This is a genomic window from Rhodanobacter sp. B05 (assembly GCF_002001085.1).
Classification (GTDB): domain Bacteria; phylum Pseudomonadota; class Gammaproteobacteria; order Xanthomonadales; family Rhodanobacteraceae; genus Rhodanobacter.
Genome location: NZ_MUNU01000013.1, coordinates 190,426 through 211,981, shown reverse-complemented (window position 1 = coordinate 211,981; position 21,556 = coordinate 190,426). Strand labels below are relative to the sequence as shown.

Annotated in this window: 19 protein-coding genes, 1 tRNA gene and 1 other RNA gene; 9 read left to right on the top strand and 12 right to left on the bottom strand. The window is 65.4% G+C overall.

Annotated features, from left to right (window positions below; translation table 11 throughout):
• Positions 1-158 precede the first annotated feature (158 nt).
• The 5 genes from B0E47_RS07285 to rpiA all read left to right on the top strand — a co-directional run bounded on the left by B0E47_RS07285 (position 159) and on the right by rpiA (position 4,243).
• The gene (locus B0E47_RS07285) at positions 159-2,048 is read left to right on the top strand and encodes an LTA synthase family protein (protein WP_077513349.1); all 1,890 of its coding nucleotides are present in this window, start codon (positions 159-161) and stop codon (positions 2,046-2,048) included.
• Between the two features lie 170 nt (positions 2,049-2,218).
• Positions 2,219-2,405: non-coding RNA, 6S RNA (gene ssrS, locus B0E47_RS07280), on the top strand.
• A 65-nt stretch (positions 2,406-2,470) separates the two neighbouring features.
• Entirely contained in the window at positions 2,471-3,076 is a 606-nt protein-coding gene (locus tag B0E47_RS07275; RefSeq protein WP_077513348.1) for a 5-formyltetrahydrofolate cyclo-ligase, read from the top strand.
• Positions 3,073-3,525: an EVE domain-containing protein gene (locus B0E47_RS07270; RefSeq protein ID WP_077513347.1), complete on the top strand. Its 453-nt coding sequence runs from the start codon at positions 3,073-3,075 to the stop codon at positions 3,523-3,525. Before B0E47_RS07275 ends, B0E47_RS07270 begins: the two co-directional genes overlap by 4 nt.
• Before the next feature lie 76 nt (positions 3,526-3,601).
• The gene (gene rpiA, locus B0E47_RS07265) at positions 3,602-4,243 is read left to right on the top strand and encodes a ribose-5-phosphate isomerase RpiA (RefSeq protein ID WP_077513346.1); all 642 of its coding nucleotides are present in this window, start codon (positions 3,602-3,604) and stop codon (positions 4,241-4,243) included.
• Between the two features lie 92 nt (positions 4,244-4,335).
• On the opposite strand, the gene B0E47_RS07260 is transcribed toward rpiA, so the two are convergent.
• The 4 genes from B0E47_RS07260 to rplM all read right to left on the bottom strand — a co-directional run bounded on the left by B0E47_RS07260 (position 4,336) and on the right by rplM (position 7,428).
• Entirely contained in the window at positions 4,336-6,258 is a 1,923-nt protein-coding gene (locus B0E47_RS07260) for a chloride channel protein (RefSeq protein WP_077513345.1), read from the bottom strand.
• A gap of 251 nt (positions 6,259-6,509) precedes the next feature.
• Positions 6,510-6,584 (bottom strand) — tRNA-Gln (locus B0E47_RS07255).
• 13 nt (positions 6,585-6,597) lie between these two features.
• Positions 6,598-6,990: a 30S ribosomal protein S9 gene (rpsI, locus tag B0E47_RS07250; protein WP_077513344.1), complete on the bottom strand. Its 393-nt coding sequence runs from the start codon at positions 6,988-6,990 to the stop codon at positions 6,598-6,600.
• 9 nt (positions 6,991-6,999) lie between these two features.
• Entirely contained in the window at positions 7,000-7,428 is a 429-nt protein-coding gene (gene rplM, locus B0E47_RS07245) for a 50S ribosomal protein L13 (protein ID WP_077513343.1), read from the bottom strand.
• Between the two features lie 151 nt (positions 7,429-7,579).
• On the opposite strand from rplM, the gene B0E47_RS07240 reads away from it, so the two are divergent.
• Together B0E47_RS07240 and coq7 are read left to right on the top strand one after the other, a co-directional pair.
• Complete coding sequence (locus B0E47_RS07240) at positions 7,580-8,791, top strand: (Fe-S)-binding protein (RefSeq protein WP_139351382.1); 1,212 nt, start codon at positions 7,580-7,582, stop codon at positions 8,789-8,791.
• Entirely contained in the window at positions 8,788-9,429 is a 642-nt protein-coding gene (gene coq7, locus B0E47_RS07235) for a 2-polyprenyl-3-methyl-6-methoxy-1,4-benzoquinone monooxygenase (RefSeq protein ID WP_077513341.1), read from the top strand. Before B0E47_RS07240 ends, coq7 begins: the two co-directional genes overlap by 4 nt.
• Positions 9,430-9,450: 21 nt before the next feature.
• Here the strand turns inward: coq7 and B0E47_RS07230 are convergent, their stop codons facing one another.
• From B0E47_RS07230 to dapB, 4 genes are all read right to left on the bottom strand, one after another.
• Complete coding sequence (locus B0E47_RS07230; RefSeq protein WP_077513340.1) at positions 9,451-10,767, bottom strand: ABC transporter permease; 1,317 nt, start codon at positions 10,765-10,767, stop codon at positions 9,451-9,453.
• The gene (locus B0E47_RS07225; RefSeq protein ID WP_077513339.1) at positions 10,764-11,723 is read right to left on the bottom strand and encodes an ATP-binding cassette domain-containing protein; all 960 of its coding nucleotides are present in this window, start codon (positions 11,721-11,723) and stop codon (positions 10,764-10,766) included. The genes B0E47_RS07230 and B0E47_RS07225 overlap by 4 nt, the downstream gene beginning before the upstream one ends.
• Positions 11,724-11,877: 154 nt before the next feature.
• Positions 11,878-12,504 (bottom strand): trimeric intracellular cation channel family protein, encoded by a 627-nt coding sequence (locus B0E47_RS07220; RefSeq protein WP_077513338.1) that lies wholly within the window; start codon positions 12,502-12,504, stop codon positions 11,878-11,880.
• Between the two features lie 63 nt (positions 12,505-12,567).
• Positions 12,568-13,368, bottom strand: coding sequence for a 4-hydroxy-tetrahydrodipicolinate reductase (gene dapB, locus B0E47_RS07215; protein ID WP_077513337.1), 801 nt, complete (start codon positions 13,366-13,368; stop codon positions 12,568-12,570).
• 82 nt (positions 13,369-13,450) lie between these two features.
• Between dapB and B0E47_RS07210 the strand changes: the two genes are divergently transcribed.
• The gene (locus tag B0E47_RS07210; RefSeq protein ID WP_077513336.1) at positions 13,451-14,044 is read left to right on the top strand and encodes an NADPH-dependent FMN reductase; all 594 of its coding nucleotides are present in this window, start codon (positions 13,451-13,453) and stop codon (positions 14,042-14,044) included.
• Between the two features lie 219 nt (positions 14,045-14,263).
• On the opposite strand, the gene B0E47_RS07205 is transcribed toward B0E47_RS07210, so the two are convergent.
• Together B0E47_RS07205 and B0E47_RS07200 are read right to left on the bottom strand one after the other, a co-directional pair.
• Positions 14,264-15,514: an FtsX-like permease family protein gene (locus B0E47_RS07205; protein ID WP_077513335.1), complete on the bottom strand. Its 1,251-nt coding sequence runs from the start codon at positions 15,512-15,514 to the stop codon at positions 14,264-14,266.
• Between the two features lie 10 nt (positions 15,515-15,524).
• Positions 15,525-16,853, bottom strand: a complete 1,329-nt coding sequence (locus B0E47_RS07200) for an ABC transporter permease (RefSeq protein ID WP_077513334.1) — start codon at positions 16,851-16,853, stop codon at positions 15,525-15,527.
• Between the two features lie 349 nt (positions 16,854-17,202).
• Between B0E47_RS07200 and B0E47_RS07195 the strand changes: the two genes are divergently transcribed.
• Positions 17,203-19,059: a tetratricopeptide repeat protein gene (locus B0E47_RS07195; RefSeq protein WP_077513333.1), complete on the top strand. Its 1,857-nt coding sequence runs from the start codon at positions 17,203-17,205 to the stop codon at positions 19,057-19,059.
• Between the two features lie 442 nt (positions 19,060-19,501).
• Here B0E47_RS07195 and B0E47_RS07190 read toward each other — a convergent pair whose 3' ends face one another.
• Together B0E47_RS07190 and B0E47_RS07185 are read right to left on the bottom strand one after the other, a co-directional pair.
• Positions 19,502-20,854 (bottom strand): sensor histidine kinase, encoded by a 1,353-nt coding sequence (locus B0E47_RS07190; RefSeq protein WP_077513332.1) that lies wholly within the window; start codon positions 20,852-20,854, stop codon positions 19,502-19,504.
• Positions 20,851-21,552 carry a response regulator transcription factor gene (locus tag B0E47_RS07185; protein WP_077513331.1) on the bottom strand — a complete coding sequence of 234 codons (702 nt, stop codon included), beginning with the start codon at positions 21,550-21,552 and terminating at the stop codon, positions 20,851-20,853. The genes B0E47_RS07190 and B0E47_RS07185 overlap by 4 nt, the downstream gene beginning before the upstream one ends.
• Positions 21,553-21,556 lie beyond the last annotated feature (4 nt).

Below are 21,556 nucleotides of genomic sequence, written 5' to 3'. Positions count from 1 at the left end.
TGCCGACTGCCGGGTGAACCGAAGCCGTGCCGGTGCGTTGATGGTGCGTTGCTTAAACCGCGCGCAGGTTCGAGACTCGCCGTCTGGCGCCTACTTGCCGTTCATCCAGGCCTGACTACATTTGAGGATCGACCCATGGCGGCAAGTGCAGGATCGGCATGTCCCTGAAACTCCCCGACACTAGTGGTGGCTGGCGCCCGCTGACTGTGCGCATCGCGCTGGTGCTGCTGCTGGCGCTGGTTTTCTTGCTGCTGACCGGGCTGATCGATGGCGGCATCGGCGTGACGGCCAGGCAACTGCTGGTGCAGCCACGCTTCCCGCTCGCCAATGCACTGCCCGGATTGCTGCTGGCCGGCGTGCTGCTGGCGTGGAGCCGACGTGCGCTGCTCTCGTTCGGGCTGGCTTTCGCGTTCGAAGGGCTGATCTACGGCGTGAACCGGCTCAAGGTAGCCAACCTGGGCACGCCACTGCTGCCGGACGACTTCCGCATGATCGGCCAGCTGCGCAAGGGCGGCATGCACCTGCTGTCCGGCTACCTGCCGCACAGCCCGTGGCCGTATCTGGCCATGCTGGCCGCGCTGATCCTGATCGTGGCGGCCTGGCGGCTGGAACCGCCGCTGTTTCCGCGCCGCACGCGGGGCAAGCGGCTGCTCGCCGGTGGTGTGTTCGCGGCCCTGCTCCTCAGCATGCTCGCCGGCCTTTCCCCGTGGGGGAAGATCTACAACAGAAGGGTGCTGTGGCTGGAGCCGTGGTCGGCCAGCGTCACCACCAACCATTCCGGCCTGGTCAGCTCGCTGATGTTGTTCCACCTGCAATACGGCGGTGGCCATCGCAAGCCTGATCGCGCCGCCGCCACGCAGCTCATCGCCCGGTCCGCCCCTGCGCTGCTGCAGACGATGCAGCAGGCTGCGCCGGCCAGCGGCCTGCCGGACATCGTGGTGATCCAGAGCGAATCGTTTTTCGATCCCGCCATCATGCGTGGCTACGAACACAGCGACTTCGCGCCGAACCTGCGCCGGCTGGCTGCCCATGGCATCAGCGGCAAACTGCACGTGCCCACCTTCGGCGGCGGCACCATCCGCACCGAGTTCGAGGTGCTCACCGGCCTGTCGTTGCGCTACTTCGACAACCTGCAGTTCCCCTACCTGCAGATGAGTCACAAATCGCTGCCCAGCCTGGTCCGCACACTGAAGGCGCACGGCTACAGCACGCTCGCCCTGCACGGCAACGATCCGTCGTTCTGGAACCGCACCACCGCGTTCAAGGCGATCGGATTCGACCGCTTCGTTTCGCAATCCAGCTTCCCCGCCAACGCAGCGAACGACGGCAAGTACATGGCCGACAGCGCGATGACCGACGAGATCATGAGCCAGCTGAAGGACGTCGGCCCGCCGCAATTCATCTTCGCCATCAGCATCGAGGCACACGGCCCTTATGACGTGGAGCCGGCGAACACCACCGAGCGCAATGCGATCCCGGTGCCCGACGGCATCACCGGTCGCGACAAGCTGGAACTGCAGACCTACCTGTACCACCTCAAGCATGCCGACGCCGAACTCGGCCGCCTGGTGACATGGCTGGCCCAGCGCCAGCGGCCCAGCCTGGTGCTGTTCTACGGCGACCATCTGCCGGCACTGACCAACAGTTACCACATCACCGGCTTTGTCGACGGCGGCGACATGCTGAGCCAAGCCGGCACCTGGCTGCTGGTCGATCCGCACGGCCAGGGCGAGCCGCAGCACGAAGATAGCGCTGCATGGCTGCTGCCGGGCCAGTTGCTGGCACAGGCGGGCATCCACGACGATCCGTACTTCGCCCTGACTCAGTTGGTCGGCCCGCAGCTTGCCGTGCTGACCTCGGCACCGGGCGCGCCTCCCCCGGAGGAAGGCAGCGACCTCAAGCAACTCGACGACGCCATGGCCAGCGTCGACCAGTTGCGCATGAGCGGCAAGCTGGGAAAGCTGATGCCGATCGCGACGTCGACGCCATCGGGCGCCATCGCTCACGGCGGCGTGGCGCCAGTACAGCCGTCGGCCACCGCCCACTGAAACAGCCACGATACCTCGTGCGTACCGGAAGGATGTCGTGCATGTCGTGTCATTCACGCCCGCGACCCGAAACGGATCCCCTGGCATGATTGGTGCGATCGACCGAAAGGCCGAAGCCACCCAACGCGGCGGTGGCACATTTCCGGGCAAGCGCCTAAAATCGGCCTCGGCGTTTACTGCGATGTGCGCCAGCACACTCTTACATTTGCCTTGTTCCTAAATACGGCCCCGGGTCGGCTTCACATCGGTTGTTGTGCATGTCCGCCACGTGCGGAAAGCCTCGAGACCATGTAGCTCTCCCACCTGATCCATCTTGGATCAAGGTCGTTTGGTGGGCAGCGGCATCGCGGTTGACGCCACTTCTATCCGCCCCGTTCGTCCCGCGATGAACGGGGCGACTTTTCGATGGAGACGCTCGAAACGTGGACGCCGCCGCCCAACGACACGAGCTTCGCCAGCGCCTGGCCGACCAGCGCCGCGCCCTCACCCCGCCCGAACGCATGAGCGCCGCGCAAGGCCTGCGCCGCAGCCTTGAGCAGTTGCCCGAATACCTCACCGACGCGCGCGTGGCCGGCTACTGGGCCAGCCACGGCGAGCTGCCGCTGAACCTGGTGATTCCGCCACTGGCGGCACGCGGCCAGCAATTCCTGCTGCCGGTGATCGGCAAGGGCAAGCGCCTGCGCTTTGCGCCATGGCAATCCGGTGAGGACGTGCAGCCGAACCGCTACGGCATCCCCGAGCCGGTCGCGCAGGATGAACTGCTGGAACCGTTCCAGCTCGACCTGGTGTTCGTGCCGCTGCTCGGCTTCGACCGTCGCGGCAACCGGCTCGGCCACGGCGGTGGCTACTACGACCGCAGCTTCGCCTTTCTCAACGAGCAGGTGCGGCCGACCGAGCCGTTGCTGGTCGGCATCGCCTACACCTTTCAGGAATTGCCCGAGGTCGACGAAGAAGGCTGGGATGTCCCGCTCGACTTCATCGCCACCGAGCACGAACTGATCGACTGCAACCCTGGGGTAAACGCATGAAGCACTGGCTGATGAAATCCGAGCCCGAGGCATTCTCGATCGACGATCTCAAGCGCAAGAAGCGGGAAGCGTGGGACGGCGTGCGCAACTACCAGGCGCGCAACTTCATGCGCGACAGCATGCGCCCCGGCGATCAGGTGTTCTTCTATCACTCCAACTGCGCCGAGCCCGGCATCGTCGGCATCGCCGAGGTCGCCTCCGACGCGTACCCCGATCCCAGCCAGTTCGATGCCAGGAGCAAGTATTTCGATCCGACCAGCAAGCGCGAGGAGCCGCGCTGGATGCTGGTCGACGTGAAGTTCGTGAAGAAACTCAAGCGCACGATCACGCTGGACGAACTCAAGAGTCACGAGGCGCTGGATGAAATGCTGTTGCTGCGCAAGGGCAACCGGCTGTCGGTGATGCCGGTGGCTGCCACCGAATGGAAATATATTCTCGCGCTGGAATGATTGAAGCCCTCTCCCCGAGCGCACTCGGGGGAGAGGGAGAAAATCCGAAACCACCCACTTCCACGGAATGCGTCGCATGAGCCAAGCAAACGAAAAGAAACTCGCCGGCGAAGCCGCGATCCGCTACGTCGAGGACGGCGCCATCGTGGGCGTGGGCACCGGCTCCACCGTGGCCTTCTTCATCGACGCGCTGGCCGACCTGAAGGATCGCATCCAGGGCGCGGTGTCCAGCTCGGAACAATCCACCGCGCAATTGAAGCGCCTGGGCATTCCGGTGCTCGACCTCAACAGCGCCGGCCCGCTGACGATCTACATCGACGGCGCCGACGAGTGCGATCCGCACCGGCGCCTGATCAAGGGCGGCGGCGCCGCGCTGACGCGCGAGAAGATCGTGGCGGCGGCGAGCGAGAAGTTCGTCTGCATCATCGACTCCAGCAAGCGGGTCGACCTGCTTGGCAGGTTCCCGGTGCCGATCGAGGTGATCCCGATGGCACGCAGCCTGGTCGGCCGCGAGATCGTCAAGCTGGGCGGCAACCCGGTGTGGCGCGATGGCGTGGTCACCGACAACGGCAACTGGATCATCGACGTGCATAACTGGCTGATCGCCGATCCGGCCGCGCTGGAGAGCGAACTCAATCAGCTGCCCGGCATCGTCACCGTCGGCCTGTTCGCGCGCCGGCCGGCCGACGTGGTGCTGGTTGGCGGGCGCGAGATGTAAATCCAACGAGCCAGCCGTGCTCAGCAAAACGGCCCGCAAGGGCCGTTTTGCATTTCAACAGCGGGCGGCGCGAGGAACACGCCTGTCCGTAATCAAATCGACGACATTGCCTTGCTCGACTTGCCCAATTTGATGTGCCGACCCTTGAAACGCGCCTCGCGCAAACGCTGGGTGTGGGATGTGAGGATGTCGCCGCGGGTGACGATACCCACCAGCTTGCGCGGATCGTCCTTGCTGACCACCAGCAGCCGCCCGACGCTTTCGGCGACCATGTGATCGGCGGCATCACGCAGCGAATGGTTTTCATTGACTGCAACCGGTGCTCCCGTCAGCAACTCACCCAGCGCCAACGTGTAATGCCATTGCGGGTCGAGCAGGGTACGTCGGGGCAGCATGCCTTTCACGTGCCCCTGTTCGTCGATGACAGGATAGCTTCGATGCTGGGTATCGGCAGATTCCTCGGCTAGCCAACGCCGCACTTCCGCCAGTGTCTGGGTCGTTTGCAAGGTCGCCACATCGCGTGAACACACCGTACCCACGCTCACTTGTTCCAGGTAATCGGCCGCGTATTCCGACGGGACGCGCACACCGCGACGGGCGATTTTCTCGGTCATGATCGTGTTGCGCATGATCAGGGCCGAGATCAGGTAGGCCGCGGTGCAACCACCAAGAAGCGGTAGCAGGCATGCCGGTTGGCGAGTGGTTTCAAAGGCGAACACCACGGCCGTCAGGAGCGCGCGCGAGGAGCCGGCGAAAATAGCCGCCATGCCCACCAACGCAGCGATGCGTGGATCGATGTGGAAGCCTGGCAGCAGATGGTTCAGGCCGATGCTAAGCACGGCACCGAGCGAGCCACCGATCATGAACAGCGGCGCCAGCGTGCCGCCGGACGTCCCGCTACCCAGCGCGATCACCCACGAAATGAATTTCAGCGCACCGAAACTAAGCAGCATGGCGAGGCCCCAATGTCCCTGCACCAGCGCGTCGATGTTGTCGTAACCCACGCCCAGCGTGCGTGGCTCGATCCAGCCCACCACGCCGGCCACCAGCGCGCCGATGACGGGCCACCACATCCAGTGGATCGGCAGCTTCTCGAACAAATCCTCGACGCCGTACACCGCCTTGGTCACCCCCACCGAGGCGAAACCCACGAGGCCACCGATCACGACAAAGCTGATCAGCGCCAAGCCACCGGACTGCAGCACTTCGGGCATCGGGAACACCGGCGCGGCGCCATAGGTGGCGTAACGCACGCCGACCGCCGTTACCGTGGCCAGTGCCACCGGAATCAACGAGCGCGGACGCAGTTCGAACAACAGCAGTTCCACGGCGAGCACCAGCGACGCGACCGGCGCGCCGAACACCGCCGCCATGCCTGCTGCCGCACCGGCCGCCAGCAGCACCTTGCGCTCGTTCGCGGTGACGCGCAGGAGCTGGCCGATCAGCGAACCCAACGCGCCGCCGGTGGAGATGATCGGGCCCTCGGCACCGAACGGACCACCGGTGCCGATCGCGAACGCGGAGGAGACCGGCTTCAGCCAGGTGATGCGCGCGGGGATGTTGGATTCGTTGGTGAGGATCTGTTCCATCGCCTCGGGAATGCCGTGCCCCTGGATGGCACGCGAACCCCAGCGCGCCATGATCCCGGCGAGCAGACCGCCGATGGCGGGGATCAGGATGACCCACGCGCCAAGATGGTTGTCGGCCGGCGACAGCACGAACGAACCGCTGCGCGCCGTGGGTCCGATGACATCCGATACGCGACCGTAGAAACACAGGTCGGTGATCAGGTTGATCATCAGCATGAGCAGTTGCGCAACGTAGGCCGCCGCGACACCAAGCACCACCGCCAGGACGCTGATCAGCAGGATGCGGTGGTTGACCAGGGTGGACTTGCGCGGCATGCGCGCCGCGTCCAGGGACAGCCCAAGCGCGGGAGCTATCGGCAGCGCATCGGTGCTGCCGACTGTGCGCACGTCGACATGCCCGACGTGATCGTCAGTAGCAGGCGTCATCGAGATTTCACGGGAGGTAAAACGGGAATTTTACGCTGCTGCAATGCGGAAAAAAAGGGCAAATTCCCGGAATTTCACGCAACTTCCTGCGTATTCGCGTTGTCCCCATCCAGCCCCTGCGGTCCGGCAAATACGCCCATCACCGCCGACCGGCCAGCGCACGGCCATGCCTCACAACGCAAGATGCCCGCCGAGGGGCGGGCATCTTGCGTTGAGCCTCCGAGCATCGCTGCAGGGGTCGGCATCTGGATTGGCAGCCCCGGATGGATTCGAACCACCGAATGCCTGAGTCAGAGTCAGGTGCCTTACCGCTTGGCGACGGGGCTATAGAGCTGGAGCTTAGCGCTTCGAGAACTGGGTGGCGCGGCGTGCCTTGTGCAGGCCGACCTTCTTGCGCTCGACTTCGCGGGCGTCGCGGGTCACGAAACCGGCCTTGCGCAGCGGCGACTTCAGGCTTTCGTCGTACTCGACCAGAGCGCGGGCAATGCCCAGGCGGATCGCGCCGGCCTGACCGGTGATGCCGCCACCGGCGACCGTCACCTTGATGTCGAACTTGCTGGTGCTGTCGGTCAGCTCGAGCGGCTGGCGCACGATCATGCACGAGGTCTCGCGACCAAAAAATGCCTCAAGCGTCTTGCCGTTGACTTCGATCGCACCGCTGCCCTTGCGCAGGAACACGCGTGCGGCGGAGGTCTTGCGGCGGCCGGTGCCGTAATTCTGCTGGATGCTCATCATGATTCCTTAGATTTCCAGCGCCTGCGGCTGCTGTGCGGTATGCGGATGTTCGGCGCCGCCGTAGACCTTGAGCTTGCGATACATCTCGCGGCCCAGCGGGTTCTTCGGCAGCATGCCCTTGACGGCGATCTCGATCACGCGCTCCGGGTGGGTCGCCAGCAGATCCTTCAGACTGGTGGTCTTCAGGTTGCCGACATAGCCGGTGAAGCGGTGGTATTTCTTGTCGTCCAGCTTGGCACCGGTGACGTGCACCTTCTGCGCATTGACCACCACGATATAATCGCCAGTGTCGCAATGCGGGGTGTATTCCGGCTTGTGCTTGCCGCGCAGACGACGGGCGATCTCGGTCGACAGGCGACCAAGAGTCTTGTCCGTGGCGTCGACCACGAACCAGTCGCGCTTGACGTTGTCGGCATTGGCGCTGAACGTTTTCATTTCGAATACCTGTCGACCGCCACGAGGCGGTACGCATGATGGAAGAGCGTGCTTCGATGGAACAAAGGCGCGAGATGATAGCGGAGCCGTCATCCATGGCGCAAGCCCGCCGACCGGCGAACTGTGAGCTGGCGATGATAGCATGAAGGCCATGCCGCTTGAGAAGTCCCCCCAGCCTGCGTCCCCGGGACACATCGCCGAGCTGGCCGACCAGTGCGTGCAGTGCGGCTTGTGCCTGCCCGTATGCCCCACCTATGCGCTGGATCGCAGTGAGGCGGAGTCGCCGCGGGGCCGTATCGCGATCGCCGCGGCACTGGCCCGCGGCGAAGCCGACCCGACCGCTGATCTGCGTACGTACCTGGATCACTGCCTGGCCTGCCTGAACTGCGAAACCGTGTGCCCGGCGCAGGTACGGTACGGCGAACTGCTGATCGAGACGCGCCGCCTGATCGGACCCATGCCGGGACGACCACGGCGCCTGCTGGGCCTGCTCACACGGCCGCGGCGGCTGCGGACGCTGCGCCAGATCGCCCGCCGCCTGGATCTGGCCCGCTGGAAACCCTGGCTTGCACGGCGACTTGCTGGCCGCCCGACCTGGCAGGCGGCCCTGCTCACCCTTCCCGACCACGCTCCGGCGCCGCGCGTCCGCGCCGATTCAGCACGACCCGACCAGCCCCTGCTGGCGCTGTTCCCGGGTTGCGTGGCCAGTGTCGAGGACGCCGAGGCGCAGCAGGCGGCCGTCACGCTGTTGCAGGCCGCGGGCTTCGCGGTCATGGCGCTGCCCGCATTCTGCTGCGGCGCGATGGACCTCCACGGCGGCGCGACGGCGGCGGCCGAAAACGCCGCGAAGCAGGTGCGCCAGGCGTGGCACACCAGCGGCGCCGGGCAACTGGTTTCGGTGACGCCAGGCTGCCTTGGGACGCTGCGTCGCGCCCTGCCCGACGTGCGCGTGGTGGATCCCGTCGAGCTGCTGGCCGCACACGCGCAGCGTCTGCACTTTCGGCCACTGAAGCAGCGCGCGGCGCTGCACCTGCCATGCACCCAGATCAACGTGGCCGGAACCGGTGCGGCGCTGCTGCAGTTGCTCGAGCGCATCCCGGCACTCGAAGTGTCGTCGCTGCCACGACCGCCGCACTGCTGCGGCGCGGCCGGCAGCCATCTGCTGGAATTCCCCGAACGCGCCGCCCGGCTGCGTGACGCGACGCTGCGGCAAGTCGCCACGCTGGCGCCGCAACTGTTGTTGTCGTCCAATATCGGCTGCCGCCTGCATCTGGCCGCAGGCATCGACACGCAAGGCCCGCCCTTGCCGACCATGCATCCGCTGACCTTGCTGGCCAGACAACTTCAACAGGAGACCCGATGAGCGCCCGCACCCTGAGCACCCTCGATCGCCTGCTCGTCGGTGGCGAACGCGCGCTGGAGGCGATTGCCGGCACACCGATCGCCGCTCGCCGCTCGCCCGCCACCGGCCTTGCCGAAGCAGAGCTGGACGAGACCGAACGTCGTCATGCCGCAGGCCTGATGCGGATCAACCACACCGGCGAAGTCTGCGCGCAGGCGCTGTATGTCGGTCAGGCCGCACTGGCGCGTGATGCCGACAACCGCGAACACCTGCTGCACGCCGCCGCCGAAGAGACCGACCACCTCGCCTGGTGCGCCGAGCGCCTGCAGCAACTGCACAGCCGCCCCAGCCTGCTCAATCCACTGTGGTATGCCGGCAGCTATGCGATCGGCGCCGTCGCCGCGCTCGCCGGCGATCCGGTCAGCCTCGGCTTCGTGGTCGAAACCGAGCGCCAGGTGGAAACGCATCTGGCCGAGCATCTGGAAAAGCTGCCGGTGCAGGACGCGCGCTCACGCGCCGTGCTGGCCACGATGCAAGCCGACGAAATCCGCCACGCCGAGGCCGCGCGGCAGCGCGGCGGCGTCGAGCTGCCGTTTCCGCTGCCGCAGTTGATGCACCTCAGCTCGATGCTGATGAAGACGGTGGCCTACCGGCTGTAACGGGCCAGCTGTGGCAGGCCCTCACGCCCTGACCCAGCGCCACAGCTCACGCCACGACGGTTTCTTGCCGTACATCAGGATGCCGGTGCGATAGATACGCGCGGCCAGCCATACACACGCCAGCAAGGCCAGCACCATCAAGGCCAGCGACACGCAAAGCTGCAGCAACGGCACCGACGTCATCGACCAGCGCACCGGCATGGTGAACGGCGAAAAGAACGGGATGTAGGACATCGTGACGCCGAGACTTCCGGTGGGATCCTTGATCAGCGCGAACACCGAGAAGAAGCCCACGAGCACAAACATGGTGACGAAAATCGCATACTGCTGGGTCTCCTGGATGGTGTTGCACATCGCGCCGATCGCGGCGTACAGCGCACCGTAGAGCAGGAAACCCAGTGCGAAATACAGCAGGAACACCACCATCAGACTCGGTGCGATGCCCGGTATCGAAAAGCTCCTGGCTGCCTCCGCGCTCGCGCCGAACGCACCTGCCAGACGCGCACCCTGACTACCGAGGACGAAGGCCGAGCCGACCCAGATCGCCATCTGCGTCAGTCCGGCCGAACCCACGCCAAGCACCTTGCCCAGCAGCATCTGGAACGGGGTCAGCGACGAGGTGAGCACTTCCATGATGCGCGAGGTCTTTTCCTCGATCACCGAAGTCATCGTCTGCTGGCCGTAGATGAGGGTCGCCAGGTACAGGACGAAGCCCATGAAGTACGCGATCATGAACGAGGCTTCGCCGCTCTGGCCGGTGAGCTTGCCGTCGGACACCTTGGCGGTGTCCAGGTCGGCCGATGCCATCGCCTTGGACACCAGCGCCTGATCCACGCCCGACTTGGCCAGGCGCACACCGGCCAGCGCCTTGGAGACATCGCGTTGCAACTGCGACATGGAATTGGGCGAACTCACGTTGTCGCCGTAGTAGGTGAGCTTGCCGCTGGCCAACGTGCTGTCGGCGAGCACCAGCACGCCATCCCAGCCGTCCGGCTGGCGATCTTTCGCAAAACCCGTCTTGGCGATCAAACCGTCGCGCACCTGGGCAAGGTTGGCCGCATCGGCCGGAAACACCTGCACCTGATAGCGCGGCTTGGCATTCTTCGCGTCGCCGAAGGTAGCCGCCTTGAGCACCTCGCTCACCGGCTGGCCCAGGCCGCTGCCGGAAGCATCCACCACGGCCACGTGGCGAGTGCGGTTGCCGCCGCTCATCATCAGGCCGGGCAAGAGCACCGCCAGCACCATGAACACCGGCAGCAGCACGGTGGAAATCACGAACGCCTTGGTACGCACACGCTCGACGTACTCGCGCCGGATCACGGCAAACGTCTTGTTCATGCGGCAGCTCCAGCGGCGGGCAGCGGGGTGGCGGTGGGATCGGCACCGACCTTGGCGATGAAGATCGCCTGCAGCGAAGGCTCCACCACCTCGAACCGGCGCAGGCCCACGCCTTCGCGCACCAGCGCCGCCAGCAACTGCTCGGGATCGGCACCGTCGGCCATCTTCAGTTCGGCGCTGGCGCCGTAGTCGTCGATCCGGGCGATCAGGCGTGGATCGGCAAGAATTGCGGCGGCGCGCTGGCGGTCGTGGCTGAAGCCCAGCGCCACGTGACGCCCGCCGAAATCCGCCTTGACCTGCGCCACCGTGCCGTTCACCACCATCTCGCCGCGCGCGATGATCGCGATGCGGTCGCACATGCGCTCGGCCTGCTCCATCACATGGGTGGAGAACAGCACGGTGCGACCTTCCTTGGCGATGCCCACCACGATGTCCTTCATTACCTGCGCGTTGACCGGATCGAGTCCGGAGAACGGCTCGTCGAGAATCACCAGCTCCGGCTCGTGCAACAGCGCGCCGGCAAACTGCACCTTCTGCTGCATGCCCTTGGACAGGTCCTCGACCTTCTTCAACGCCCATTCGCTGACGCCGAGCCGCTCCAGCCAGACCTGCGCACGCTTGCGCGCGTCGGCGCGACCGATGCCCTTCGTCTCGCCCAGGAAAATGAGGTGGTCGAGCACCTTCATCTTCTTGTACAGGCCGCGCTCTTCCGGCAGATAGCCGATGCGCTGCGACAGCGCGCGACTCCCGTGCGGCGAGTCGAACAGGACGATCTTGCCCTCGTCGGGCTCCAGGATGCCCATGATCAGCCGGATCGTGGTGGACTTGCCCGCGCCGTTCGGCCCGAGCAGGCCGAAGATGCCGCCGGCGGCAACCTCCATGGAAAGACGATTCACCGCGGTGTGCCCGGAAAAGCGCTTGGTGACGGACTCGATGCGCACGCTTGCTGCGGTCATGGACCAGCTCCCTGTTGAAGACCGGGCTCCCCGCCCGAACGTCGGAAACTAACATGCGGCGACGGCAGGGCAAAGGTGACCAATGGCGCTTGCCCATCGGCCGGGCAGCTGCGGGACGTGGTGTTGCCGCCGGAACCCGCACCGCCGCCGCGACTCAACGTCCCCGGTCACGCCCGAAGCGCGGCAGATTCCAGTGCAGGCGCAGCGACAGGAAGCGCAGCACGAAGCACACCAGGATCGGCAGCCAGGTCGCCCACACCGCCGGCCAGTGGAGATGCTCGCCCAACACCGCCAGCGCCGCGCCAGCCAGCGCCGCCGACGCATAGATCTCCTTCTCCAGCACGATCGACACGCGCGCCAGCAACACGTCGCGCGCCATGCCGCCGCCGACCGCCGTGACGATGCCGAGCAGAATCGCCACCTCGGCGTTGTGGCCGAACACCAGCGCCTTGTGCGCGCCGTAGACTGAAAACAGACCCAGCCCCATCGCATCGAACAGCCGCACCGGATAGGTCAGACGCTCCACCCACGGGTACGCCACGATGGTAAGCATGGCGGCAATCACGGCGGTGGCCAGGTAGCGCCAGTCGGACAAGCCCGCTGGCGGAATCGCGCCGATGCACAGGTCGCGCGCGATACCGCCGCCGCAGGCCGTGATGTACGCGATCGCCAGGATCCCGAACAGATCCAGGTTGCAGCGCCGCGCCGCGGTCGCGCCGCTGATCGCAAACGCGAACGTGCCGGCCAGATCGACCAGGTTGAAAAGTATGTGCTCGTTCATGCAGTCACCTGCTCCGTGGGCGCCAACGCAGGCGCGGGCGCGTGACGGCGGCCGTCGAGCCGCTCACAACTCCAGCACCGTATCGAGCCCGCGGTGCAGACCGACCAGGCCGGCCACCTTGCGGATCGCCAACAAGGCGCCATCCACATACGGCACGGCGCTGCTGCCCGCGTTGTGACGGATCACCAGAGTTTGGTCCGGCATCCCGAAAATCGCCTCGGCACCGAGCACGAACCCCGGCAAGCGCACCGCATGCACCTGGGCGCCGCCCAAAGTGCCGCCACGCGTCGCCGGCATGCCGGCGGTTTCGCCAATCGGCACCTGCACCTGCGGCTGACGCACCTTGCCGAGCCGGCCAGCCAGCTCGCGCACCGTACCGCTGGGTGCGTCCGGCTTGCCGGCGTAGGCGTAGTCGATGATCTCCCACTGCGGAATGATCTTCGCCGCCATCTCGGCAAACTTGATCAGCAACACCGCGGTGAGCGCGAAGTTGCCGCAGGCCAGCACGCCGCGACCACGCTCGCGCGCCAGCGCGTCGATCTGCGCATAGTCCTCGTCGGTGAGCCCGGAGCTGCCCACCACCACGTGCACGTCGCGCTTCAGTGCAGCAAGAATGTTTGCCTTCGCACTGCCCGCGCTGGTGTATTCGACCAGCACGTCGCAGGGCTTTGCCAGCCCCTCGTCCACGCTGGCAAAGATCGGTGCAGCCAGGCGCGGCTCACCCAGCACCTCGCCCAGCACCTGTCCGGCATGGCGCCGCGCCACCGCGGCCACCATCGTGAGGTCATCGGCCGCGGCGATGCCGCGGGAAAGTTCGGAACCGGCCCAGCCGGTGGCGCCGGCGACACAGACCTTGAGTGACATGGCGACCTCTTTTCACGGAGCGGGTAGCCAAGAGTAATCTGGATCGCCGGATCAATCCCGCCATGCCCGATGGGAAAGCCTCATGTCCGAAGCGACCTCGCCCCTGTCGTTCGCCGTCCTGCTCGGCTCGGTACGCCGCAACCGCATGGGCATACGCGCCGCGAAACTGGCGATGCATGCCCTCGAAGCGCGTGGTCACGAGGCGATCCTGGTCGACCCGCTGGAACTGCAGCTGCCGCTGCTCGATCGCATGTACAAGGAGTATGCCGCCGGCACCGCGCCGCCGTCGCTGGAACAACTGGCCATGCTCTACCGCCGCGTCGACGGCTTCGTCATCGTCAGCGGCGAATACAACCACGGCATTCCACCCGCGCTGAAAAACCTGCTCGACCACTTCCTCGAGGAATACTTCTGGCGACCCTCCGCGATCGTCTGTTACTCGGCTGGGATGTTCGGCGGCGTGCGCGCCGCCGTGGCGTTGCGCACCACCCTGGCGGAGCTGGGCATGCCGGCGATCCCCAGCGAATGTCCGATTCCGCGCATCGCCTCCGCACTGGACGAGGACGGCAAGCCCCAGAACGAACACGTCCCGCGCACCCTCATCCGCTTCCTCGACGAGTTCGAATGGTACGCCCGCGCCCTGCAGCGGCAGCGCCGGGAGGGCACGCCGTATTGAGCAAGGCTGGCACGCGGCCGACCTCGCCGGTCGCGCTGCCGGCGATCCCACGTCAACGACTTCGACGTCTCCGAGTAATAAATTCGCTTCCGCTGGTGCAGCTGCAACAGCTCCTGCTGCCCTGACAGCTCCAGCGTGTTGTATCCAACAATTGAGTCCACCGCCATTTCTGCCTTTCGCGGGATCGATGAACCGGCGACACGACTCGGGCGATTCAATTCACTCTGTGCGAATCGCGACCACGGGTGGCACCTTGGCGGCATATCGGGCCGGCCCCCGTACGGCCAGTTGACCGAGTAGCCACAACAGCAGTGCACCCAGTAGTGGCGCGTAAAGCGGCATGCGCGGCAACTCATAGACATGCATCAGGCCGAGATTCGCCAGGAACGCCAGCAACGCACCGAGTACGATGCCGCCGCTGACGATCAGGAAATTCTCGGCATGGAAGTAACGCAGGATGTCACCCGTGGTGGCACCGAGCGAACGACGGATGCCGATCTGCCGGCGCCGCTGGCTGACCCAGAAACTGCTCAACCCCACGATGCCGCCTGCGGTAGCCAGCAACAGCAATCCGCTGAGGATGCTCATCAGCAGCGCCACGCTCCGATCCTCTGCATAAGCGCGCTCACGTACCTGGGCCATGCTGACGACACCGTCTTTCGGATCGATGATGCGTGCGGCGCCACGCTCTTGCAGCGCTTTCAGTGTTGCAGCGATCACCGGTTTCATGGCGGCGGAGTCGGTGCGCACCAGATACACGACACCCGCTGGATCGAGATAATGCGTCGGGACCAGCACGGTATAGCCATCCAAGGATTTCGATTCTTTGAGTGGCCCCTGCAGGCCGGCGAGGATGCCGATGATGGCGGTGGGCCCATCCGGCAGGTAAACCGTCTTGCCCAGGGCCGAACCATCGGGAAACAGCTTGTCGGCAAGACTGCGGGTGACGATGATGCCTGGAGGAGACAGCTTGTCGTTGGGGCCGATGGCGGTGATTTCATCGGGGCGAAAATTGCGCCCCGCGACCAGCGATATGCCCAGCGTATCGATCGTGTGCTCGTCGGAAGCAAAGAACGTGACCAATTGCGCGCGCGTCTTCTGGTCCGGTTCGAGCTTCAGTCTTGTGATGATCTTGGCGTTATATCCAGCCAGTGGAAACCCCTGGCTGGAAAACGCATCACGCACGCCCGTGACATGCCGCAGGGTATCCAGATCGGCGCGAATATTCGCATCGATCTGGGCCGCATTCTGACCCAGCCTCCACCCGTTGCGGATAACGAAGATACGGGCTTCGTCCGTTCCGGTGGGGCGAGACAGGTGGACGATGCGCGTTGCCACGATAAACAGTGCGTTGGATGCCACCGCCAGCGTCAGCGCCACCTGCAGGACGATGAGCGCGGTGGCCACCTTGTGTCGCCCCAGTGCGGCAATGATTGGCCGCAGCTGCATGAATGTCCTGCTGAGTGCCATGAGAATTATCTCAACCGGTGATCTTGATTTGCCAGGCGGGCTGGGTTTGCGCCGCCCGCCAGGTTGGGTACAGGGCGGAAACCACCGTGGCAGCGATGGCGAGCAGCACGGTCAGTGCGATCAGCGAGGTATCGGCATGCACGAGACGTGCAATGTTCGGCGCGAAAAGTCCCCCGGCACCCCAGACGCCCAGCAGCGTCAGTACCACGCCGAGCAGGCCGCCGACAAATCCCATGGTGGCCGCCTCGATCAGGAACTGCCGGTAGATGGTCGCTCGCGAAGCACCCAGGGCGCGGCGTATGCCAATTTCCGGTGCTCGCCGCATGAATCGGGCAAGCATGAGTCCGACGACGTTGACCAGGACGATCAGCAGAAAGCTGGCAGAGACCAGCATCGATAAGCTGGATGCCCTGGGCGTGACCTGCAAGTACGCCAGCCAATCCGTCAGATTGCGCAGGCGTATGTTGGGCTCCCACGAGAAGCGCCCGAGGCGTTGCTGCTCCGCGGCATAGTAGCGCAAGTATTCGCGGTAGCGATCCGCGTCGGCGGGTGTCGCCAGCTCGACCCAGGCATCGATCCGGTCACATTCGCTGTGCAGGTAGGCACCCCAGTGGGAGGTATCCGATTGCCGTGACGCCGTCGGGCAATAAACGAAGGTGCTGTCCTTCTTCATGTCGGTCGCGCGGGTGAATGGGATGTAGATATCCCCCGCGTCATCGAACGCATAGACCGTTCCATGACTGCCGGCGTCAAAAAAGCGCGGTCTCGGGTTCCAGTCCTCCAGTACACCGCCGATCCGGAAGAGTTGGCCATCCAGCCGGATCTCGCGTCCGACACTGTTTTGTCCGGCAAACAGCGTTTCGTTCAAGTGCCGACTGATGACCGCCACGGTGGCGTGCTGTGCATCGTCATCCGCCGTCCATCCGCCGCCAAAGCGAAAGGGCACATCGAACATTGAGAAGAAATCGGCAGTCACCGCGTCGCCACCCAGCGACATGGCGGGGATCAATGGATTATCCGATTCCACTTGCCATGTTGTGGCATAGAGCAAGGTTAGCCGGCTCGCCTTGCGTGCCCGCCACAGCGCCATCGCATCGATGTAGCTCAGCGTCTCGATGGGTTCACCCTGATCGTTGTAGGACGAACCAACATTGTCGATCAGCGGCACGTAGAGCCGGGATGACTTGCCGGGGAGCGGGTCGCTCGTGGTCGCACGGAACACGGCATAGGACACCATGCACGCCGACACCCCGAAACCCAGCAGCACGATCACCAGCGCGGTCAACGCCTTGCTTCGTGCGCTGCTTCGCAACGCCAAAGCGATGTAATACCCCCACATGAAGCCCCCTGTGGCGTTACCCGATAATCGGCGAATGCCTTGCCTTTCGATCCAAAGCGTACCCGATCGGCATGGTCACTCGGAGATGAAGAAAAGGGCTGGAGAACCTTGACGGCTCCGATCGGGAGAAACCGACCCGAAGCGAAAGGTGGCAAACGCCACTTTTGGGAAGACGGGTTGTCGACGGCCATCGACTTCAGCGACGGGATCCGCGTGGGGTAAACGCGAAAGCTCGGCAGGCGCCCACCAACCTGCAGTCGCGCGCTTGCACGGATAGCGGCAGCGTTACACACTGCGCGACTGCGGGCCCACGGACCCCGAACCCAAGGGCAAGCGCTTGAAGGCTGGGATGTTTTTCGGGGAACTCAAGCGTCGCAACGTGTTGCGCGCAGGCGCAGTGTATGCCGCTGCCGTGTGGGCGCTGGCGCAAGGCATCTCGCAATTGGCGCCCTCGATCGGGCTGCCCGACTGGACGACGCGCTGGTTTCTGGTGGCCGCGATCATCGGCTTTCCGTTCTGGCTGGCGTTTGCGTGGTTCTACGAACTCACGCCGAACGGCCTCAAGCGCGAAAGCGAGATCAAGCCGGAAGAGTCGATCGCGGCGCACATCGGCAAGCGGTTCGACCGCTGGATCATCGCGATCATGGCGGTAGCGATCATCCTGCTGGTCACCAACACCTTTGTGATGCACCGCGATGCCACCAGCACCGCCACCGCCGCCGATGCCAAGACCCTCGCCGCCGAGCTGGCCAAGCTACCGGACAAATCCGTGGCGGTGCTGCCGCTGGCCAACGAAAGCGGCGATCCCAAGCAGCAATACTTCGTCGATGGCCTGTCCGAGGAGTTGATCTCCGATCTCACCCAGGTCGATGGATTGAAGGTGATCGGGAAGGATTCCAGCTTCAAGTTCCGAGATTCGAAGGACAGCCCGGCACAGATCGGCGCGGCGCTGGGGGTGGCACACCTGATCCAGGGCTCGGTGTTCCAAGTGGGGCAAAGCATCCGCGTCACCGTCAGCCTGATCCGCGCGAAGGACGGTAGCAGCGTGTGGTCGCACCACTATGACGAACAACTGAAGGACGTGTTCGCGATCCAGACCCAGATCGGTCATGCCGTGGCGGCGGCACTCAAGATCCAGCTATTGGGCAACGCCATCGTCTCGACCGACAAGCCGCCCAGCGGCAATGTCGAGGCCTACCGGTTGTTTCTGCAAGGGGTCGCCCTCAGCGATCGCTTCGACGAAGCCGGTTATCGCCAAGGTATCGCACTGCTCCAGCAAGCGCTCACGCTAGACCCCAACTACGCCCATGCCTGGAACACGCTGTCCGCTACATGGGCCGCTCTGGGGGAGTTCGTTCTGACTGGCGATGCGCAACAGCAGGCGTACGCGCAAGCGCGTGTGGCGAGTGACAAGGCGCAGCTGCTAGCGCCGGACGCGGCGAATACCCACGCGGTTCGCGGTTACCTGTTGGCCGTGGTCGACAACGATCCGGTGGGAGCGCAGGCGGAGTACCAGCGGGCGTACGCGCTGGCACCGAACAATGGCGGCATCATGAATTCCCTGGCCATCGGATATCAGACCCTCGGGCAACTGCAGCCGGCGGCCGACTTGTTCCGTAAAGCCATCGCCACCGATCCGCTGAGCCACGTCTTCTATCCCAATCTGGCCAGCGCCCTGTTGGCACAAGGCCAGCTCGATGCGGCCGAGCGGGCGGGCCGCCAGGCGCTGGCCTTGCAGCCGGATTTCCTGCAGTTGTATTCGATCTTGGCGCAGATCGACATCCTGCGCGGCGATGCCGCCGCGGCGGTGCATGACGCCAAGCAGGAAACCAATCCGGTAGCCGGGTCGTGGATTCAGGCGATGGCGCAACAGATCAGTCCCGATCACAAGCAGGCGGATGCGGCTTTGCACGCTTACCTGGCCAAGTACGGCAAGGATCAGCCCTACACCGTTGCCGAGCTGTACGGGCTGCGCAAGCAACCGGATGAAATGTTCGAGTGGCTGCAGCGCGCCTGGATACAGCACGATCCGAATATTTTTGGCAACGGCAACTTGCTCAACGGTGGCTTGCTCGCCGACCCGTTCATCACGCGGGCGTACAAGGACGACCCGCGTTTTGCGGCGTTGTGCAAGGAGGCGGGCCTGCCGCTGCCGGGGCAGGTGCTGCAAGGCGGCGCGGTGCCGGTGTCCGCCGCGACGCGGTAGGGCGGCTTGATTGAGGTGGCGACTGTCGCGTCGTGGCCGGACCGAGACATACGCCCACTCGGAAAACCCCGCTCGATGTGGGATCCCTCGCTCTTGGCTCCTGGGCTCTCACCACCGCGCGGCGGTGGCGTACCGAGTGCGCGCCACGGCGAGGGCATGGATGCCCGAGTTGAGGCAACGTAGGAGCGGTTGCACGATGGCGCGCCGCTCTACCCGAGGCTCCTGCGCGCCAGGCGGGGTGAAATTCTCTGTTGGTCACTTATCTTTACTCCGGGCATCCTGCCCTTCGCCCTTCGGGCCGGCTTCGCCGTTCGCGCCCGTTCCGGACGGGCGCGTAGCCCCGCAAGAGATAAGTAACTCGGCCCGCGCAGCGGGTCGAAACGCTGTTGCATTTTTGCACTCGCACATCGCGAACCACGTCAGCCGATCAGAACAAACACCGTCACGCCAGCGGCAAGCGCAGCCGAACCTCCAGCCCGCCGCCCTCGGCGTTGCGCACCTCGATGCTGCCGCCATGCACCTGCACCACACGCTGCACGATCGACAGCCCCAAACCATGGCCATCGGCCCGCGCCGCATTGCTGCCGCGGTAGAACGGCCGGAACAACAAGGCAAGTTCGCTCTCGGGCACGCCCGGCCCATGATCGCGCACGGCGAGTTCGGCGAAGCGCTGGTCGACCCGCAGGGTCACGCCGACCCGGCCGCCCTCGGGACCAAACTTGATCGCGTTGGCGAGCAGGTTGCCCAAGGCACGCTCCAGCAACATGGCGTTGCCCGACACCACCACGGAGTCGACGCTGGTCAGGCCCAAGTCGACGTGGCGCGCCTCGGCCTCGAGGCGGAACTGTTCCATGCAGTCGTGCGCCAGCGCCGTCAATTCGATCGGCTCGCGCTCCATGCCGGGCAGGCCGCCTTCCATGCGCGACAAGGCCAGCATCTCGCCGAGCATCCGGTCCAGTCGCGCGATCTCCTGCTCGGCCTGCTCGAAGTACGGCGCGGCCTCGGCCGGCTGGTTGCTGCGGCGGGCCAGATCGAGGATCAACTGCAGCCGCGCCAGCGGCGAGCGCAATTCGTGCGACAGGTCCTGCAGCACGCCGCGATCGTGCGCGACCAGCGCCTCGATCCGACCGGCCATCAGGTCGAAGTCGCCGGCCAGCTGGGCCAGCTCATCATGCGCCAGCCCGCCCTGGCGCCCGACCCGGGTCGACAGCTCGCCGTCAGCCATGCGCCGGGTGGCACGACGCAGCGCCTCGACCGGGCGCGCCACGCTGCGCGCCACCCACCAGCCAACCACGCCGATGAACAGCAGGGACAGCAGCAGCTGGACGGCGAGATAGATCTTCTCGCGCGTCTGCGGACGCAATCGCACATGCGAGCGACTCATCGCCAGCAGCTGGCGCGTGTGCCCGTCGGCGCCGGTGACCTGCTGGAAGGCGACATAGAGACCGGGACGCGGCTGCAGCACGATGCTTTGCCCCGACGACAACCATTCCTCCAGCATCGAGTTCATCACGCCGCGCAGGCGGATGGGAACCAGCGGCTCGCCGTCTTCGAACAGGGTCGCCTCGACCCCTTGCTCGCGCTGCTGCGCCATCCACGCGGTCAGCGCATCGCGACCGCCACGCTCGTACGCCTGGTCGGCCTCCTGCGCCAAGGCCGTCCAGTTGATCTCGACCGTGGTGGTGAATTCGATGAAACGCCGTGCGAACAAACCGCCCAGGAACAGCACCAGCAGGTTGGCGACGCAGAACCAGACCAGCAGTCGCCAGTACAGCGACGTCTTCAGCGGGCTCATGGCGCGGCCACCACCAGCACGTAGCCGGAGCCGCGCACCGACTCGATCCGCGGCGCCTCCGACGAAGCCTCGGCCAGCTTGTGCCGCAATCGGCTCACGTGCACATCGATGCTGCGGTCGAAACGCTCCAGCTCGCGTCCCAGCGCCAGGCGGGTCAGGGCGCCCTTGTCGACCAGCTCGCCGGCGCGCTGGGCCAGGCCCAGCAGCAGCAGGAATTCCGCGCCGGTCAGCGTCAGCTCCTGCTCGCCCACCTGGCCGCGGCGTTCGCCCGGAAACAGCTGCAGGTTGCCCACCTGCACCGTACCCGCAGCCAGCGGCGCGTTGCGGCGCAACTGCGCGCGCACCCGCGCCAGCAGCTCGCGCGGCAGGCAGGGTTTGGCCAGGTAGTCGTCGGCGCCGAGTTCCAGCCCGATCACCCGATCCACCGGTTCGCCGCGTGCGGAGAGCATGATCACCGGCAAGCGATGCTGCAGGCGCAGCTCGCGCAAGGTATCCAGCCCGTCGCGCCCGGGCATCATCACGTCGAGGATCAGCAAGTCCGGCCGCTCGGCAGGGTTGCGCAGGCGCACCAGCGCCTCCGCGCCATCGTGCGCGAGATCCACCACGAACCCCTCGCGCCGCAGATATTCGGCCAGCAGGCCGCACAACGCGCGGTCGTCATCGGCAATCAGGATGCGGGAAGGGTTGGGCGTCTGCATGGCA